Here is a 20,058-nt window from a genome sequence, read left to right as displayed (position 1 = left end):
ATCCTCAAGCGGGCGCCTCATGAAGATAGCCCCGCATTGCGATTCCGCTTTTTTCATTCTGAATCCGTACTCACGCTTTGCCGATCCCCGCTGCTCTCTCTGTATTGCGTCGGCGTTACGTCAAATCTCTTGCGGAATAAGGTGCTGAAGTATTTGGAACTGGTATAGCCTACCGAGTCGCACACCTCATACATCTTCATATCCGTCTCCATCAGCATGCGCCGGGCTTCGTTCAACCGGACTTCGGTAATGTAATCGATAAACTTTTGGCCTGTTGATTCCTTGAACAGCTCGCTGAGATACGTAGGGTTCAAATAGACGCCCGCTGCCGCCTGTTCCAGTGTAAAATTAGGATTCATAAATTCGCGTTTGATAATTTCCTTAACTTTCGCAATCACTTTGCGGTCATCCGGTGCAAAAGGTTGAAGCCCGGCCAATTTGTCAGGCAATATTTCCACTTCCAGCTGTAAAAGGACAGGATCGGGATTGAATAGCAGCCTGCTCGTCAGTTTGTCAATCTCGGGCTGCATCCTCTTCAATAGTTTAGATTGAAGTTTGCGTGTCTCTGGCCCTGAAAAAAAGGCAATGAGCCGAAAACCGGCGCGCAGCTTCTGAAGCGGCTCCATCGAACGCCAAGCTTGTATTTCATGCCGCAGTACGGCGACCGTACCATCCAAATCGTTCATCTCCAGCGCCAGCGTGAGCCGGGACAACCGTTCAAGCTCTTCCGGGGTCAGACTATCCGCTTCCGTTCCGCTGCGCAGGAGCCGCTCCTGCACTTCGCGGAACAAACGAGGGAGCTCGGCCGGATCCGTCACCGGATCGCCTGCGGCTGCCAGCATGCCGCTCTCTGTGTTCCCGCTTATGGCTGATGAAGGGCAGATCAATCGCCTGCCTGCCACGAACAGCAGCTCGCAGGACTTGGCGATCGGGACTACAGCCCACTTAAGGATTTCTGAACCTGATCGGCTCATGGCTTTTACGATCTCGCCCGCGCGGGCATGACGCTCTTCCAAATTTTTGTCCGTACTTCCGTTATCGTGTTGGACGAACATCGTCAACTGCAAATTGTAGCTGATCTCCTGCCCTCTCAAACCCTCTCTGTCCAAAATATCAATGAGCGTTCGCAGAGCTGGACCTTCAGCAGTGAGCACCCATTCCGTTAACGCCTGAACGAGCAGCCGGTTGCTCTGCGACGTTCGTCCGGCAATCTTTTCCCCGACTTTAACGATGGCCTGCTTCAATTCATCCCGTTGAATAGGCTTAAGCAAGTAAGCGCTAACACCGCTGCGCAGGGCGGAATGGATGTCCTCAAATCTGTCATAGCCGGTCAGCATGATAATAGAAATATCCGGTTTCAGGCGAGACAGCCTGTCCGCCAGCACCAGCCCGCTTTCGCCTGGCATCCCGATATCGAGGATAACCAAATCCGGTTCCACACGCTGGATAGTCTGCCATGCGCTCTCGGCATCCGGGCAAGCTCCGGCGACCTCCCACTCCGGCAGCAGCCTGGGCACCATTTGTGACAATCCCGCCCTTATCATCTCTTCGTCATCTACGATCAGCAGCTTTGGCATTCGCTCTGTGCTCCTTTTTGAATAACATTTAAACGAATGATCACTTGGGCGCCGCCACCCGCGCGATTATCGATCTTAAGGCCGTAATTGTCACCGCACAGGTACATAATGCGGCGGTGAACATTCCGCAATCCGATATGATCGCCGTCTTCGAGCTCCTCCTGCTGTGAGTTCCGAAGCATAACGCGCAGCCATTCCAATCGCTCGGCGGTTAATCCCACGCCGTTATCTTCGATGAAAATCGTCAGATCGCCGTTTGTTTCCATCATGGCCCGGATAAGAATTAACCCTTCCTTGTTGACCTGCACTTTACCATGAATGATCGCATTCTCTACGAGCGGTTGAATAATCCATCGCGGAATGTCTATCGTCATCAGACTTTCGGGGATTTCGATCACCATCGATAAATGCGGGAATCGTATGGTTTGCAATCGCATAAATACATTAACGTATTCCAGCTCGCGAAAAAGGGGTACGCTCTCAGCTTCAGAGCGCAGCGATAAGCGGAACAGCTTGCCCAGCAGCGACACCATGTCCGCCACCTCGTAATCTCCGTTCATCTCCGCCTTCATGTTGATGGACTCTAGCGTATTATACAGGAAATGGGGATTAATTTGGCTTCGCAGCACCTGAACCTGCGCTTGTTGACGGTATATCTTCATATGCAGAACATTATTGACCAACTCATTTAGTTTACTCACCATCGTATTGAAGCTATGGCCCAAGTGGTTCATTTCGTCGTTCGAACGGGTATGGTACTTTACGTTATAGTCTCCCAGTTCTACGCGACGCATCAGCTTTTTCAGCTCCTTCAGCGGCCGGTTGATCGTAGTCGTCAGAAACGCCGTTAGTGAAATCGACACGAGAAGAAGGATGGCAGCAGTCGTCCAAAGTAATTTATGAAGCAGGCCGAGCTCGTTGGAAAGCTGGCTGACTTCAATCGTGTTGACAATGCTCCACTGAGAAAGCGAAGAACGGACATAGTGAACCAACGTTTGCCGGCCGTCGATGGTGTCCTTATAATAGCCATACGAAGCTCCCGGCTTCAGTAGGAATGTATCCTTCATGCGCGACGCGTCCGGATGATAGGCGATATGTCCGTTTTCGTCGAGTATGAACAAGGTGCCGGCCGAAGAGCTTTTGACATTATCGGTTATTTCCTCCAGGCCTTTAACCGAGAAATCGAGCAGCAGCACGCCGGCAGACTGACGGTTGTCCACATTCACGATGCTTCGTGCATACGAAAACACATACGCTTCCCCGGTTCTCGTATTTACCTTGTAAGGGGGAATCAGCAAGCCTTTGCCGTCCATTTGCAGGACGCGGTCATACCAGCCGGCCTCCCGGAACCCGGTATGATCGATCCAGTCACCCGTTCCGTACTGCGAGTACAAGACTTGACCGTCTTTAATCCAATACGCGCCAAGCAGCTCCGAGAACGGGATGGCCAGTATCGTATTGCGAAGCGCCCGGTCAATCATCACTTTTTCCCGGAAAGCCTCGGCGGGATTCTCCCGGTTAACTTCTTTGCCCAAACTGTCCCGGACATCCAGATAAAAAGTGGACGTCATTAGGTCGATTTGCCGAATGTAAGTGTCCAAATTTTTGCGTACTTGATCGGTTAAACTGAGGCCATACTCCCCGACCTTCTTCTGCAAATTCGCATTATAGTGTTGGAAGCCCAGCAGCGTTAGTACAATGACCGAAATGATGATGGTGACGGAATAAACGGAGATCAGCTTCGTGTTCAGATTCCAGTCCCGAACCCGGTAAGCCTTCGGCTTCATCTCGCTCCCCCCTGCCCTCTTGATGTAACCCTCTAACCTTTAATTGAGCCGGCAGCGATGCCTTTAATAATATATTTTTGCAGAAAAATATAGGAAATAAGCAGCGGTAAGATGGACAATACCATGCCTGGGAACAGCAGCGACCAGTTCGTCACGTGCTCGCCTACAAACATGTACAGTTCAATGGTAATCGTACGTCTGCCCTGATCTTGCAGGAAAAGCAGCGGGACTAGGAAATCGTTCCACGTACTCAGCGAGCAGAGGACAGCAACCGTCGCCGTTGCCGGCTTAATGATCGGAAATACAGCGACCCAGTAGGCACGAAACTTGGAGCAGCCATCGATCCAAGCCGCTTCTTCCAGCTCCTTGGGCGTCGATTTCAGAAATCCCGTGAACAAAAATACAGCAAGCGGCAAATTGATCGCGGAATAGATGAGAACCGCACCGTGATATGTATTGACTAAATGAAGCGCGTTGACAAAGCGGTATAAGGGAACCATCGCCAGTTGAAACGGCACCATGATACCGGCAGTAAAGTAGAGATACATCAAATTATACGTTCGGCTCGATTTCCTCGCAAGCGGATATGCAGCCATCGAGCCGAATACAATCAACACCGCAACGGAGCAAACCGTTATGAGCAGCGTATTGCCAAGCACCAGAGGAAAGCGCATCATCTGCCAAGTTTCCGCGTAATTGCCCAAACGTAAACTATGGGGCAGCGAGAGCGGAAATCCCGCCATTTCCTCCGGTGTTTTGAACGTCATGGAGAGTACAAAATAAAACGGAATAACGAACAATAGGGCAAGCAAGATCATGACGATTTCCAATGTTGCCACACGGCCTGATTTCAATCTCATTTAAACCCCAACCTCTCTTCTGCGTAGTACGGCAATCTGGATGACCGAGATCAACAAGATGATAAAAAACATGACGACCCCAATTGCCGTGCCGTAGCCGAAGTTGCTTTGGGTGAAAGCCGTTTTGAAAAGCAGCGTCGTAATGGTTTCCGTTGCCTGAAACGGTCCGCCTTTTGTTGTCACGTAGATGATGTCGAACGCCTTTAACGAACCGATACTGGCCAGTACGACATTGATCGTAATCGATGGCGCCATCAGCGGGAGCGTGATGTTGCGGAACTTGCGCCAGGCTCCCGCGCCGTCAATGTCGGCGGCTTCATAATAATCTCCGGGAATGGACTGCAGATTGGCGACAAAAATGACCATGGAATAGCCGACATACTGCCACAGTACGATCGTAACTAGTGAATACAAAGCGTACTGCGGATCGCCCAGCCACGACTGCTCCCAAGAGCCAAGTCCCACGATCCCCAGAAGGCCATTCAGGAGACCGTTCTGCGGCTGAAAGATGTACATCCAGGTATAGCCTACAACCAAGGGACTCAGAATTGCCGGCGTGAAAAATACGGCTCGCAGCGCTGACTTGGATTTAATCTTCGAATCGAGCGCTAAAGCTAGCGGAATGGCAAGACCGTTTTGCAAAACGACGATCAGCAGTGTGAACCAGAACGTGTTGCGAAGCGCCTTGTGGAATGCCCCATCCGTTGCCAGATGCGCAAAGTTGCGCAAGCCCACAAAATCCATCGTTTTGTAAAACCCGTTCCAATTCGTCAAACTGTAGTAGAAGCTGGTAATTACCGGCCCTAGAAAAATTACGGTATAAATGAGAAATGCAGGTGCAATAAACGCAGCCCACCCCACATGCTCCTTCTTAGCGAGCGACCATTTCAGCATAATAACCCCTCTCCCTCTGCATCACTTGTTGCGCGCCGCCTGAGGCAGCGAATATGTTTAGCATACAAGGGAAAAGCGGCAAACAAAATGATGCAAACTTCATTTTAGCTCTCTTTTTTTCGGCATTTTAGGCAAGGATAAATTAAAAAAAACGAGGCTGGCCCTCAGGTCGTAACAGACCTTCTTGGACAGCCTCTACTAAGTCCTATTTCCGATTCAACATCGCCATGATTATCGTCACGGCTTGAGCCCTGGTAACGATACCTGCGGGATCGAAGCGATTGCCGTCTGTCCCGTTAATGAGGCCGGCATTCGTCAGCGCCGCCACGTACGGAAGCGCCCAATCGGGAATCCCGTCAGCGTCGGCGAAGGGAAGCGAAAGCTTCTCATCCTCTTTCAGCTTCTGCAGACCCGCCGCCCGGAAGATCAGCACGGCCATTTCGGCTCGCGTTATCGTTGCTTCAGGACGGAAAGTTCCGTCGGAATAGCCCGATACGAGCCCTCTCTTCTCCGCCTGCGCAATATACGGAAGCGCCCATTTGGCCATCTTGTCGGCATCGGTGAACGCTACGGCAGTTGAAGTCGTTTCCGGAAGCTTCAGCGCGCGCGCCAGCATGACGATAAACTCCGCCCGGTTCACTTGTCTGTCCGGCTTAAAGGTGCCGTCATCATATCCGTTCACAATGCCAAGTTGAACGGCCTTCCGAATGTTGTCCGCCGCCCAATGGCGATCCGGCACATCCGTCAACTTGATTCCGGAGCCCGGACTGCTTGGCTGGCCCGTATTCGTGCCCGTCCCCGTACTCGTCCCAGCTCCTGCTCCTGTTCCTGTTCCCGCATCGGGTTTCGTTGCAGGTGGCTGATCCGTTCCCGTATCGGGATTTGTACCAGGGTTCGGATCCGTGCCTGGATCCGAACCGGAACCGCTCGAAGCAACGGAGAAACGAACTTCATAGGTCGACTTCGTTGCGCCGTCCTCCGCCGTCACCTCGATGACCGCCTTGCCCGTCGTCGAAGCGGCCTGGGCAACCGTCACCTTGGCCTTCTCATCCATCGCCGTGGCCGTCACCGTTGGTACGGCCGTCGTCCCGGCCGGAAGCTGCACGTCATAGCCGGTCTTCCCGGCATCGAAGCCCTGCAGCGGGCTGCCGCCAAGGGCGATTCCCTTCAGCCTGGCGTCGCTTGAAGGCGCAACCTGACTCACTTCAGTCACAGTGACTCCGACCGAATCGCTGAACGCGCCTGCCGCGCCGGAATACGCAGCGATGCCGCCCGTAAGCGTTTCGGCAAGACTGACCGTTATCGACGACTGCGAAGCATCGGCGTTAATCCCAACCCATTCTGTTCCTTTTTTGTAATAACCGGTGACCGTATTGCCTTGCTTCTCAAGCTTCAGCTCAACCGATGGTTTCACGTAATCGCCGTCAATCGTCGTGACCGTACCGTCCTCATCACGGTAGGTCAACTGCGTTCTCCCTTCGGCATTCACGGAGAGATACACGCTCGCCGGCTGTGAAGATCCGTTTGTCGATGTGCTCCGGATCATAATGCCCGTTCTGCCACTCGATCCGGCCGTGCTTGCGTCAGCATAAGACAGCGATTCGAGGTTGGATGTCAGTGTCACAGATTGAGCCGACGTCAGATTTTTGTTCATATAGACGAACTGATCGGCGGCGGCACCCATGCCGGTTCCGGATGCCCACACCCGATAGCTTCCGTTCTGCTGCAGCTCCGCTTTGCCGTCTGCTCCGCCCACGAAGCTCAACGCCCATGGCGAAGCAAGCTCCTTAACGAGGATCGGGAAGCTCTTCGTTTCCGTACCGCCGTTTACGCCCGGCACCGTTACGGCAATTGTCGCAGAGCCAGCCGCAACGCCGGTCACAACGCCTTGAGCATTCACCGTAACGACAGAGGGATTGCTGCTGCTATAGCTCACTTGGCCGCTGACTGCCTGCAAAGACCCGTCCAACTGCAGTCTGCCGAGGCTAAGCGTCCCTTGAGAGCCGGCATACAGGTCGGACGGAAGCATTTTGGCGCGCAGATTAGAGAATGCCGACGCGTCCTTATACACTTCGATCTCCGCAAACTGCATGCGGTAATAGTTGTAATCATCTTTGCCCAGCTCGGTCGCCTCTACTTTGACGTACCTGGCGTTAACGGCAGGGAACGAGATGTTGCGCGTCGTTGCCGGCCTTTCCGTATAATTCTGCGTTGTATGAACGGTCGTCCAGTTGACGTTGTCATTGGAGACTTCGATGTTGAAGCCTACCGGGAAACCGGTTCCTTCATGCCATTGATCCGTTCTCGGGAACAGGCTTACCGCCCCAACCTCCTGCGTAGAGCCAAGGTCAATGGTGATCCATTCCTTATGGTCGACGCCGAGATCCAACGAGTTGGACCAGCCATACGAGGCCGGTGTGGAATTGCGCTTGCCGTCGATTGCGAATGCAGCGTTCCAACCCCATTCAATGCCCGTGTCGCTGCTTCCAAAAGCTTTTTTGCCAAAAGCCAGGTTATCCGGCGTAGGATTGTTCAAAGACGATACCGGCGCTTGCACCGGATACGGACGGATGAACGTTTCCGGCATTGCGTACAGTCTGCCTTCGCCAGGGAGGAAGCTGGCAGACAGCTCGGAAGTGGCCGGATCGAAGTTTGTGGCCATCTCTTCACCGTTCTCTTTTGAAACCTCTGTAACCGATCTTATCCCCGTATTGGAATTAATCGCGAACGTGAAATTTTTGCTTTCCGTCATCGATTTGTTCACAACCATCACATAGCGTCTTCCGGTATCTTTGTGAACGAAGTTCGTGATCAGCATATCGTCATTGGCGTTCGGTGCCGACACAGGCTGGAAGTAGAAGCTGGCCGGAAGCTGCTCGGTGTTTGGCGGAATTTGCCCATAATGGTACACATCCTTCGCATCCAGCTTCAGCAGCGTCGAGCCAAGCTCCTGGATCACTTTGTTCATCTGTTTAACCGGCTCAAAGAGATCGGTCTTTTGACCGTCCGCCGTAATGATCGCCGTTGTGAAAGGCTCGCCGCGATCCGTCGGGGTCCACCATGTAAACCAGGTCAACTTTTTGAGGCCGTATGCCAGATTCAAATAAACTTCATAACGGATAATTTCTGGAGTCGGCCGAACCAGCCGATTGTCGATGCCGACGCTTTGCAAATATCCTGCCGTTTTGTAATGATTGCTTAATCCCATTTTACGAACGCGGTCCAGCAAGTAATAAAAGTCTTGGCCCATTCCGTTAACGCCGAACGGATAGGAATCGAAGGTCAAATAATCGATGTTTGACGCCCCGACTAGTCCGGTCCAGGTTGCCCAATGGTCGCTGCCCGGCAGCAAATTCAGATGCGGCAGGCGGGCCGGGTCCATCGACTTGATTTTTTTGAAGATCCGCTCCGAATCTTGGAAATCTTTGAGCGCAACCGGCTCATCGCGTACGAAATACCCGCCCGTCGCCGGATGCGGCTTATAATGATTGACAAAGTCCTCAATCTCCTGGTCGGATACGCTGGAAAGATCCTCCGTATTCGTAACGCTGACCTTTATCCCTCTTTCCCCGGCCAGATCGAGCATCGTGTCGTTAGTTTCAACGGAGGTCAAATCTCCCGTTTCAACAACCTCGACATAATTGACGTTTGCCTCTTTTAAATAATCATACTGCTGCGCGTTCACATAATCTTTAGTCGGTGGCCAAAAGACGGCAACCTTGAACGTATCCGGAGGCTCCGGGGCGACGTTCGGGTACGCTTTCAGCGTGACGGGAAATAGCTTTGTTTTACTGGCATTGCCTTTTGTCACCGTTGCCGTCAGCGTCACCGTAAGGCTGCCTTCACTCCATGCCGGACGTTTCATCAGCTTGCCATCCTCGCGCAGATAGGCGGGATTGGAGCTTTCCCACGTTACCTGCGTGTTCTCCATGCTGAATGTCGGTAACTGCATGTTGGTGAATACATCTGTCGAGCCGTTCAGCGTAAGCCATTCAAGCCCTACATTCACCGCATCTTCGTCGGACAGGTGACTGATCGCTTGATAAATCTCCACTTCAGCTAGCTGCATAACATAAGTATTAAAGTTATCGACGGCCAACTTCGTTCCTTCAATCTTTACATATCTGGCGTATACGGAATTGAACGCAATCGTTTGACCTCCGCCTAGCGTCGGAGCCGGATAATTGGTCTTGGTCGCGACCGTTGTCCAATTCACTTTATCGGGCGATACCTGGATCGTAAAATCAACAGGAAATCCCAATCCAACATTCGTGCCTTCGTCATCTCTCGGCCATAGAACAACCTTGTCGATACTATCTACATGATTCAAATCGATCATAATCCATTCCGGGCTTGGCGTGCCTGTGGCAGGCTTACTGGTCCACCCTTTTGCCCCTATTGCCGTGTTAATGCCCGTTCTTTTCCCGTCAACCGCATACTCCGGGTTCCATCCAGAGCCCACATAGCTCGAAGAGGTCTCCACTTTTTGTCCAATAGCAAGATTGGCTTGCAGCGCTTTTAGGGTAATTGTAAAATCCTTGGTTTTCCTGATCGCCCCTTTCGTTACCACCGCCGTCATCGTCAATGTCAAGTCGCCTTCGTTTGACGTTGGGCTCTTCAACAGTTTCCCGTCATTTGTCATAAATGCAGGGTTTGAACTCGTCCATGCAATCTCCGTACCCTCTGTTCCATGTTTGGGCAGTTGAATGTCGCCAACAACGGCGGTCGTTCCTGTCAAATCGAGCCCCGCGATTGCCGCATCTACCGCATCGGCGTCGGACAGCTGGCTGGCCGCTTGATACACCTCGACTTCCGCAAGCTGCATAGCGTATACTTGAAAGTCGTCTTTGGACAGAACCGTCCCTTCAACCTTCACGTATTTGGCGGATTGGGGCGTGAATGTAAACGTCTGCGCCCCGCCAGCCGTTGGCTTCGGATAGTAGGTCTCCGTCGTTACGGTTGTCCAACTCACTTTATCGGTTGATACCTGAATCGTAAAATCAACAGGAAATCCGACGCCAACGTTCGTGCCTTCGTCATTTCTCGGCCATAGGGCAACCTTGTCGATGCTCTCCGCTTGATTCAAATCGATAATGATCCATTCCGGGTGCGGGGAACCCGAGAAAGGTTGACTAGTCCACCCTTTGTCGCCGCTCGCCGTGTTTATTCCCGTTCTTTTCCCATCAACCGCAAGCTCCGGCTTCCACCCGGAGCCGACGTAACTCGAAGAAACCTCCACGCTTTTGCCCAAAGCAAGATTGGTCTGCCCTTCCGAAATATCCGTCTGCCCCTGTGCGAAAGCCATCGGCTGTCCCAGAGGAGAAACGGTACTCCACCCTAGAATGAGCGCCATGGCTGCTGCAATCAGCCTATTTCTCATCTTCGAAAACCTCCCTTGATTAATAAATTACCTCTCTTATTGTAAGGGCTTTCAAGGATAAGGAAAGGTGAGAAACTTCGGATTTGTTCTCTATTTTTTGGTATCTTTTCTTACCGGGTTCTGTCCGTTCTTAAAACGTCGGAATCAGCCCATCCGTGTCATCGCCGCCGCTGCGAAATATCAACGGACGCAAACGAGGCTGTCCCAATAGTCATCAAATGACCGAGGAACAGCCTCTCATTATTATTCGATCCAATTAGAGGGAAGTTTTCCAGTTACCCACCCTCGCCATCTTCGTAGCGCATGGATTTATGGGATGCCCTCCAGCATCCCGCGCTTTTACGAACTGAAATAGTTCGGATATTTATGTAATAGAGCAAGCTTGTCAAAACCCGGCAGCTTAAAATGTCTCCTGATGACGCCTACCGCTTGTTCGGGGTCCTTGCTTTCAATGGCATGCAGGATCACCTGATGCTCGCTTACCATGGTTTCCCAGTAGCCGGCATTCGGCTCCATCAAAAAGCGGACACGGTTGCTATTCATTGATTTCTGCTGCAGAACTGCCCAGGTCCGCTCCATGTTCCCCCCGATAAAAATCCATTGATGGAACAGATCATCAAGCTCGATTAATTTGTTAAATTGCTTCGCCTCGATGGCACGCACCTGCTGCCCCACCAAAGTTTGCAGCATGGCGATTTGATCCGAGGTCATCCGCATACAAGCCAAACGGATAACTTCCGCCTCCAGCTGCTCCCGAATGAAACCGCATTCATCTACATGCGCTAAATCGATTTTCGAAATATAACAGCCCTTCTGGGGAATAATCTCAACTAATTTGTCCTTGGAAAGTCTGGCAAAAGCTTCGCGGATCATTCTGCGGCTTACGAGCATCATTTCCGCCGCCATCGTTTCCGAGATCAGCATCCCCGGTTTCCATATCAACTGAATCATGTTTTCCTTCAGCGCTTCATAAACGTGGTCTCGAGCGGAACCGCTTAAATCATTTGTCTGCAGAAACATTGGATTCACCCCTAAAGAAAAGATAGATGACATTAATTCATTTCACTAGGTCGGTTGGATTCAGGCCGGTATATTTCTTAAACAAGTTGCTAAAGTAAGGAACGTTCTTGTATCCGACTCGTTTGGCCACTTCATAAACCAACATATTGCGTTCCAAGAGCAATTCTTTAGCCTTCTCGATACGTACGCGCGTCAAATAATTGTTAAAGGTTTCTCCTGTTGCATTTTTAAATATAATCGCGAGATAATTGCGTGAAATGTACACCTTGCTCGTAAAATCAATGAGATTAATATCATCCATATAATGCTCATGAATATATTGAATCATGGAATCGACGACTTGCTGATGTTTACTGTTCCCCTTGAATTCTCTGCTTGTGCAAATAACCGAAATTTTATCGTTAAGCCATTTCGCCAAATGCTCCGGCTTCGTAATTCCGGCCATTTCCATCACCACCTGCTCGTTGGGGAACATATCGTCAAGCACCATCCCCACTTCGTACAAGCAGTAAGCAAAAATACCCCAAAGCTCCCCGGCCAGCATCTGCAAATAATCCGGAGTGATCGACTCCATATCCCTCTTGATGACTTCTAAATACGCCGTGATAATCTCGTAGGCCCTAACCTCTTGAGATACCTTTATCGCCCCGGCCAGCTCGGAATAAAATTTCACCGGGCGAATGCTGGCGGTTTCCTTCTCGCCTTTGACTGCGCTGCTATACATGAATACATCGTAGATCGGGGTGGGGCGCTGCTCCTTTAGATCCATGGCACGGAATGCTTCTTCGGTCGAATCGGGGATATCCGTCCAATTCGATTTGATGGTTCCAATACCGACCCGAACGGTCAATTTTAAATGAGCTCTTATAGATTCAATGATTCGGGTTGAGAGCTTGCTCAGCTTCTCTAACGAGTCGGTGTATTCTTCATCCGGTTCCAGATGCAGCAGCAGCGCCGAGCGTGTGCTGTGCAGATTCGTATATTCGAATCCTTCAAACTGCTCCCCTGCTAACTCAGACACGATATTGTTAACGGCAAACCGGAATAAGTTCCAATCGGTCAACAATACTTCATTTGCACGTAAATCACGGACAATTTCGATGCCCAGTACAAGGTGCGTTTGATGTTGCCAATTACGAAACTGCGGCGGCAGCATAGACTCGTTCCATTTGCTGCTAAGTGTGCCCGCTACTGCGGATTGCACCCACTCCTTTTGGACAAAGGGTTCGTACATCGATAGTTTCTGCGCAAGATCAACCTGCTTCATACGCTGTTCTTCCTCATCAGTAAGCTCTCGAATCACTTTAGTAAGAACAGAGTTAAGCGTTTGCAAGGAAATCGGCTTGGACACATAATCGCTTACTTGAAACCGTAAGGCTTGCCTTGCGAATTCAAAATCGGAATACCCGCTCAGAATGATGATTTTGCCTCGAAATTCATCTTCTCTCAGCCGCTCAATCATATCGATACCGTTCATGACAGGCATATAAATATCCGTAATGACGATATCCGGCTGAACCTCCAATACCATCTTCAGGCCGTCTGCTCCGGTCAAGGCTTCCCCCACGCATTCTGCATTCAGCTCTTCCCAAGGTATCGCGGACTTCATACCGTGAAGCACTTGGCGGTCGTCATCGATGATTGCGATTCTCCACATAGTTCGGCGTCCTCCTAATCGAATGATAACATGATCTCACACAGGCTTAAATGCGGTTAATGCACAAATTATTATAAAATCCATTCCGATTAATCCATGTTCTTTCCCCAGGCTGCCGGATCGGGACGCGAGGTCAGTGCCGGCAATGTGATGTGAACTCGCGTTCCCCCTTCATCACGGGGCGTCAATGCAACTCCGTACCTGCTCCCAAAATACACTTTGATGCGTTCTTTGACATTCCGAACCCCATAGCCTCCCGTATGGCGTTGGTGCGGACTGTCCGGCTTCATTTGATTCTGCAATCCAACCCCGTCATCCTCAATAACGATGCTCAAGATATCATTGTTTACTTCAATGCCGATATGGATATGTCCTTCACTTCGAACGGCAAAACCGTGGATGATGCTATTCTCTACAAATGGCTGCAAAATCAGCTTGGGCAGGAACAACTGCTTGATGTCACTATGGATCGCCATGGAGTACGCCAGGCCGGTTTTCCAGCGCAATTGCTGGATCTCCAAATAGCTTTCCACATGCATCACTTCCTCGCCCAGTGTCACGAAGCTTTCTCCATTCGAAAGACCTATGCGGAACATTCGCCCCATGAGTTCGATAATTCGGCTGATTTCATGCTGCCCCCGGGTAATGGCCATCCAGTTTAATTGATCCAGCGTGTTATATAAAAAATGAGGGTTGATATTCGCCTGCAAGGCCTCAATCTCCGCTTTGCGCTGCTGTTCATGACGGCGCTGCAGCGAATCGTACAGCTCCTCTATCCGCTCGTTTTGTTTGGAATATCCCAAAAACAAATAGCCGAACTCATTTTCATAATCCTGGGGCACATTGATTTTCTTTCCTCCTAACGAATACGCTGACATCATACTGATTAAATATTTGATGGGTTTGGTAAACTGCTTGCTAAGCCACAATGCAAGGATCAAAGTTAGCAGAATAGCTACTATGCCTATGATTCCTACGGCTTCAGCAAGCTTATATCCGCCGGCCGAGATTTGCTCCCATGGCGTTACCTCGACCAGCACCCACTGCGAGCTTGGCGACTTGGAATACACAAGTAAATTATCTGCTAAGCCGGCTTCCCCCCGTATCCGGGTATACCCGGAATCATCTATTTTATGATCCAGCCACTCAGACAACTGTACATGGTTGGAAATATCCCCCGTATGCAGCAATAATTTGCCGGTATCGCTCAGGATAAGACGGTTAGCCTCCGTTGATTGTCCAGCCAGCGTAGAGCGAATGCTTTCAGCCTTAATTTGAATGACTAAAATGCCTAAGTATTTGTTATCATATATAATTTTTCTGGCATAACTCATAACAGGCACCGTCCCTTGGAAGCTGGGAATCAAATGCTCATTAGACCAAGTTGTATCGTTATCTTGCAAGGCATCAAACCATATTCGGCCGGAAGCCTCAGATCTCTCCATAAATTGGATATAGCTTTTGGAATCTCCGAATACAGGTTGATCCATATACAGATCAATTTCCTGGATCATGGGGATGGAGTAGGTAACATTGGCCAAAGTTTGCGCCACGTTCCTGGACTCTTGATATCGCTGATACTCATCCTTCTGCACTCTTAAATAGGAAATGAGCTGCTCGTCCCGAGATAGCGAGAGGGAAATCTGTTCAATCGTTTGAAGCCTGGAGGAAATTTCCTTATTCAACTCCACCAGAAGTTTATGCTGATAATGCGATGTCGTTTGTGCCAGCTCATTGGACGACATTCGGAAGCTGATCAGGACCGTGGAAGCCAACACAATGACGATTAACGTGGCAAAGCTGTAGAAGAACAATCGATCGATTCTATATTTCTTAAACGGATTGTGCATGGATGACCATCCTCCCTTCCCCATTCACGCTATTTGCAATCAAAGACCTGCCGATGATCGACAGGTCTTCTAGGTAAGCTTGTTATTTAAAATAAGTTGGATATTTTTTCTTTAGTTCTTCTTTTTCAAATCGGACTTTGCTTAAATGCTCGCCCATGACCTCTTCCGCACGATCCGGGTCCCGCTCGCGAATCGCTTGGATAATCCCATGATGCTGCTCAAGAATAAGTCCCCAGTCTTCGTCATCCGCAAGACGCAGAATGCGAACTCTGTTGTAATGTACGTTCATTTGCTCCAGCATGCTCCATGTATGGGTTTTACCGCAGCCTACAATAATGGTCTTATGAAACTCTTCGTCTAATTCAAAAAAGCGTTCGTAGTTTTTCTCGTCGACGCATAACTGCTGAAGGGAATGAAGATGCTGCAGCTGCATAACCTGTTCGGTCTTCAGCTCTTGGCAAGCTCTTCGCACAATTTCCCTTTCCAGCGTTTCCCGTACGAACCGGGCTTCTTCCACAAGACCGAGGTCGATAAGTGAAATATACGTCCCCTTCTGAGGAACCGTCTCGATTAAATCCTCCTGAGCCAATAGCACCAATGCTTCTCGAATGGGGGTTTTGCTTACTTGAAGCATCTCGATAACTTCCTTCTCCGAAATGAGACGGCCGGGCTCAAGCTTTAACTCCATAATGTTGTTCTTCAGCGTGTTGTACACGTGGTCCCTGATCAGCAGACCTTTGTTGTCACGCGAAGAAACGGAAAGTTTCATGTCCACAGTGCAGCACTCCTCCTGAATTCTCTAATATGTTTAATCTACCTTTGCAGATATTGAATTATGATGTTACTAGTAATACTAGTGCATATAATGTATAGTATATAAGATTGGAAATGCCATTTCAATACTAGGCAGCATTATTTCTCGTACTTATGCGCGGCGGCTTTCAGCTGCTCAAACGCTTCTTTGGGCGTGATTTTGCCAAAACTGAGCTGATCCCTAACCAGCGGCCAATCCCTGTCAACGTAGTTGATCCAGCCGTTTGGACCGGGACTATAGGTTTGACCGTTTTTTAAAGTCGTATAAAACATGCTGAGTCCGGCCTTGTCGATTTCGCTCATGTATTTCTCAATAGAAGCGGCAATCTCGCGATTGACGGGCAGTCCGCGGACTGTCTTTAATAGGGCTCCCGCTTCCGGATCGTTGATAAACCAATCGATAAACCTTCTGGCCTCTTCGGGATAACTGCTGCCAGAAGAAACTCCGAAGAACATGGAGGGCTTGAGCCAGCCTCCCGCCTGCTGCGACCTGGGCATGGTGACAAGCGCATAGGTGCCTCTTTTTAAACTGTCCCAGCCCCCTAAATTGTTCGAGAAGGACATTCTCATCGTAATTTTCCCTGCCACCATCAAATCCAGACCGGGATCAAATTCCTTATCGGAGAGATTGATTTCCGGCGGGGGAACAATGCCGTCCTTGCGCATTTGCTCAAATGTTTGGGTCCACTCCAGAAAAGTATTCTCGTCAATATTGAACTTCCCGTCGTCCGTCATCACTTTATCTTTCCCTTTGCTGTATTGAAAGGCGGAATAGGCAAAGTAATCCCCGGCAAAATCTTTAGTGAAATAAACGCCCTTCGGCAGCTTGGGCTTTGATTCCCTGGCCATTTGGAAGAAGTCGTCCCAGGTCCATCCGTTCTGCGGCGCCTCTATGCCCAGCTTCTCCAAAGCCGAACGGTCATAAATCATGCCGTAAGCAACAGAGCCTAATGGCACCGCATAGGATATCCCTTTGTACTGCCCGGAAGACAAAAGCTTCTGATCCACCTTGGACAAATTCACGCCGGGTTCCAGCGGAACCAGTATTTGACGGCTTGCCCAATCCGAGATCCAGCCTGCATCGAGCTGCACGATATCGGGCGGATTTTTCGCTAAAGCTTGGGTGTTGATCTTATCTAAATAGCCCTCTAAACCGGAATATTCCGGTTCGAACGTAATGTTCGGAAATTTCTGCGTATATAAGCGTAAAACGGACATGGTTGCCTCATGGCGTTCTTGGGAGCCCCACCATGCGATCCTTAATTTGACTTTGCTTTCCCCCTGAGGAAGTTGGTCTTTGGGTTGGGGTTGGGGGTTCATATGCAGGCACGAAGTAAGCAATGTTCCAAGAAAGATGCCTGTGAACAAGAGTAACTGAAAGCGTTTCCACTTGACCATTAATTTCTCCCCTAAACGGTTTATAGCATGACTCGCTCGAACCATTGACGCATTTCTACTATATCATACTTTACAGCTTTATTTTCTTGCTAATTTCCCAAACGATAGGGAACTACAGGGCGCTATCGGGCTTGGCGGGCTATTTTCTGCTTGGTGGGGGAACTACGAGGTCTTATTTGCCACGAACAGCCTTCCTACCTATTCAAAAGAGCCTATTAGCGGAACGGAGTTCCCTCTAAATGGCCAAATGCCTCCCTGCATAGCAAATAGCGGATAATTGTTCCCGCAATATGAAAAAGAGCCTGCCATCATGACAGACTCATCGCATTTATTTTAAATTAATTATGCCTTCTACTCATGAAAAGTCAGATTTCCTCGTACCTCTTCGGCATATTCGTTATACCGCTGCGCTACCTTCCCTTCGACTGCATCCCCTTGATGGATGAATAGCCTGTGATTCATGGTCAGGGTGTCTCCGCTGCTCAGCACTTTCCCGCCGCAGAAATGGAAGTTGGCTGGCGTGAACGGGCCGTAGTCGCGAACAAACCACTGGGAGGCGTAAGTCTCGTTCTCCGGGTGGGAAAATACGGCAATGCCCATTTCGGCATATTCCTTGACAGCCGTCCCCTCTTCACTACGCATACTGCGAAACAGCTTGCCGCTGTAATCCACCCACTCCGTGACGGTTCCAAAAATCTCAGCTTCCCCCATTTGTCCGCTGGCAGCCGAAATAATCCCGCTATGATGACCGTTGATTTGCTCGTTAACGCGAATGAAAGGGAAGCCGCCTTCTTTCGTGTCGCCGAACTTTACATCGCCGTTTACAGCATGAAGCTGTGTGGTTAGATCTACGTATCTTGATTCGGGAGGCAGATTGTATATTCTCATACTGCGAGTCTCCTGCAGCAATACATTGCCGTGCTCATCCTGCCAATCGATCAACGTAGTCAATTGACCAAAAACCGGGCCGCCGCACTTGACCATAAATGCCTTATGCACTTGGCGGCCCTCGCCACGAAACTCATGGTAAAGCTTATGCCCGTTTACATCGTCGTGTCCCCACCAAAGCCCGTGATGATGCAGGTGATCGTCCGGCGCATCCTGAATCAGCGTTTTACCGTAGGGCCCAATTAAGGGATAGTAGTACGGCTTGCCAACTTGCGGCGAATATAAATAACGGGTGAACAGCTTGCCCTCAATGCTTACAACGACCCGGCTGTTCTCTTCCTGATGATCCAGATAAACTCCCGGAAGCTCATGCCAAGGATTATACTGCCGATCTTTGGGCACTCCCTGACTGCGGGGCTTCGTTATGAAGGAAAGTATCCCCTTCGCTGGCCATTGATCTTCTTTTAAAAGGATATAAAGAGCGTGCTCTTCCGTAACTTCCCATGGTGTTGCACAATTACCGAACCGGTTAAGCTGGCAAGCCAATTCAACCCCGTTGGTCTCGTCAACGGCATACATGTCCGCCTCCCCGGCCCATACTGCAATCCTGTTATAGGTTTCTTCGTCCAAATCGACCTTCAATACGGTTGGCAGCGACGTAACAGAATGATCTAAAGTAACGGAGAACTTCATTTTAGAATCTATGGTCATGCTCCCAGCTCCTTATCTCTGCTCTCCGCTGACTGTGATTTCATTCGAGCTGAAACCGGCAACCGAGTTTTTCTTATCATAAAAGCGTGGAGCGTTCGCCAGAATCCCTTCGAGGGTATAGAACGGGCTATCCGGCTTCAACGGCAGCCCTACGGATGTGCCCGTGCTGGCAGATTGATAAATGGCAGTGATCAGCTCGAGTGTTTTTCTGCCTTCTTGGCCTGTGACCAACACATCCGTCAGACCGTTCTCTATAGCCGTCAAAACATTGTCGATCTGACCTTGATGCCCCGTGTAACGCAGTGCAGGAACCTGGTTCGCAACAGCAGCGATTTCTTGCTCCAGCTCTGGATATGCCTGAGGAAAGCCGTTCTCCTTGGACACGGAAGCCGTCACCTTCCAAGGCATCGACACACGCGCTTTCTCCCCTTGGAAAATCAACTGCTGCTCCTGCCCGTGATTCACAACCGAGCTTGTTATTTGAGCCAATGCCCGAGGATAGGACAGAATCGCGATCGACAAATCCTCGACTTCCGCATTATCGTGCGACGTATTGCTCATCACTGCCGTAACCTGGTCCGGCATGCCCATCATCCATTGAAACATATCGATATGATGGACGGCATGATTCAGCGTGCAGCCTCCGCCTTCTTTTTCCCATGTGCCTCTCCACCAAAGATCGTAATATACGTATCCTCTCCACCAGAACGAGTCTACTTGAGCGTGCACAATTTTACCGGCTAATCCGGAATCCAATACCGTTTTTAATTTCATGACCGAATCGCCGAAGCGGTTTTGGCTAACGACCGAAAGTATTTTACCGGAAACCTCAGCCGCCTCGTTCATCCGGTCGCATTCCTCAAGGGAGGATGCCATCGGCTTCTCGACAATGACATGCTTGCCGGCTTTAAGCCCATAGACCGCAATATCCGCATGGGTATACGGCGGGGTGCAGACGGAAACCAGATCAATATCGTCCCGTGACAGCATCTCGCGATAATCGCTATAAATCATGCAATCCAGATTATGCTTCAGTTTGAACTGCTCCGCCTTATCTGTGTAGATGTCGCACAAGGCGACGATTTGACAGCGTTCCCCCAAAGTTTGGTAAGCTTCCATATGGGCAGCCGAAATAGCACCTATTCCAATAACAGCAACACGAATCATGACTCCCAGCTCCTTCGCAATAATAAATTCGGTTCCCCGTTAAGCAGGGAACCGAG

At 50.1% G+C, this 20,058-nt stretch carries 12 protein-coding genes; all 12 read right to left on the bottom strand.

Annotation, left to right across the window (positions count from 1 at the left end):
- Positions 1 to 53 precede the first annotated feature (53 nt).
- Positions 54 to 1,577, bottom strand: coding sequence for a response regulator transcription factor (locus tag AC3WRW_RS11460; protein ID WP_492546448.1), 1,524 nt, complete (start codon positions 1,575 to 1,577; stop codon positions 54 to 56).
- Positions 1,562 to 3,364: a sensor histidine kinase gene (locus tag AC3WRW_RS11455; protein WP_492546447.1), complete on the bottom strand. Its 1,803-nt coding sequence runs from the start codon at positions 3,362 to 3,364 to the stop codon at positions 1,562 to 1,564. Before AC3WRW_RS11455 ends, AC3WRW_RS11460 begins: the two co-directional genes overlap by 16 nt.
- Positions 3,365 to 3,396: 32 nt before the next feature.
- Positions 3,397 to 4,224 carry a carbohydrate ABC transporter permease gene (locus tag AC3WRW_RS11450; RefSeq protein ID WP_492546446.1) on the bottom strand — a complete coding sequence of 276 codons (828 nt, stop codon included), beginning with the start codon at positions 4,222 to 4,224 and terminating at the stop codon, positions 3,397 to 3,399.
- Positions 4,225 to 5,118, bottom strand: coding sequence for a carbohydrate ABC transporter permease (locus tag AC3WRW_RS11445; RefSeq protein ID WP_492546445.1), 894 nt, complete (start codon positions 5,116 to 5,118; stop codon positions 4,225 to 4,227).
- A 205-nt stretch (positions 5,119 to 5,323) separates the two neighbouring features.
- Positions 5,324 to 10,498, bottom strand: coding sequence for a discoidin domain-containing protein (locus AC3WRW_RS11440; RefSeq protein ID WP_492546444.1), 5,175 nt, complete (start codon positions 10,496 to 10,498; stop codon positions 5,324 to 5,326).
- A 339-nt stretch (positions 10,499 to 10,837) separates the two neighbouring features.
- The gene (locus AC3WRW_RS11435; protein ID WP_492546443.1) at positions 10,838 to 11,518 is read right to left on the bottom strand and encodes a GntR family transcriptional regulator; all 681 of its coding nucleotides are present in this window, start codon (positions 11,516 to 11,518) and stop codon (positions 10,838 to 10,840) included.
- Between the two features lie 37 nt (positions 11,519 to 11,555).
- Entirely contained in the window at positions 11,556 to 13,175 is a 1,620-nt protein-coding gene (locus AC3WRW_RS11430) for a response regulator (RefSeq protein ID WP_492546442.1), read from the bottom strand.
- An 89-nt stretch (positions 13,176 to 13,264) separates the two neighbouring features.
- A complete protein-coding gene (locus tag AC3WRW_RS11425) occupies positions 13,265 to 15,025 on the bottom strand; it encodes a cache domain-containing sensor histidine kinase (protein ID WP_492546441.1) in 1,761 nt (586 codons plus the stop codon).
- Between the two features lie 82 nt (positions 15,026 to 15,107).
- A complete protein-coding gene (locus AC3WRW_RS11420; RefSeq protein ID WP_492546498.1) occupies positions 15,108 to 15,794 on the bottom strand; it encodes a GntR family transcriptional regulator in 687 nt (228 codons plus the stop codon).
- Between the two features lie 143 nt (positions 15,795 to 15,937).
- Positions 15,938 to 17,056, bottom strand: a complete 1,119-nt coding sequence (locus AC3WRW_RS11415) for an ABC transporter substrate-binding protein (protein ID WP_492546440.1) — start codon at positions 17,054 to 17,056, stop codon at positions 15,938 to 15,940.
- Positions 17,057 to 17,587: 531 nt separating this feature from the next.
- Positions 17,588 to 18,835 carry a DUF6807 domain-containing protein gene (locus AC3WRW_RS11410; protein WP_492546439.1) on the bottom strand — a complete coding sequence of 416 codons (1,248 nt, stop codon included), beginning with the start codon at positions 18,833 to 18,835 and terminating at the stop codon, positions 17,588 to 17,590.
- Positions 18,836 to 18,847: 12 nt separating this feature from the next.
- Positions 18,848 to 20,002 (bottom strand): Gfo/Idh/MocA family protein, encoded by a 1,155-nt coding sequence (locus tag AC3WRW_RS11405; protein ID WP_492546438.1) that lies wholly within the window; start codon positions 20,000 to 20,002, stop codon positions 18,848 to 18,850.
- Between the last annotated feature and the right edge of the window lie 56 nt (positions 20,003 to 20,058).

The sequence above is a fragment of the Paenibacillus sp. FW126-R14 genome (genome assembly GCF_058789495.1).
Note: the sequence above shows the minus strand (reverse complement) of the source record. Positions and strands in the feature narration are given on the sequence as shown.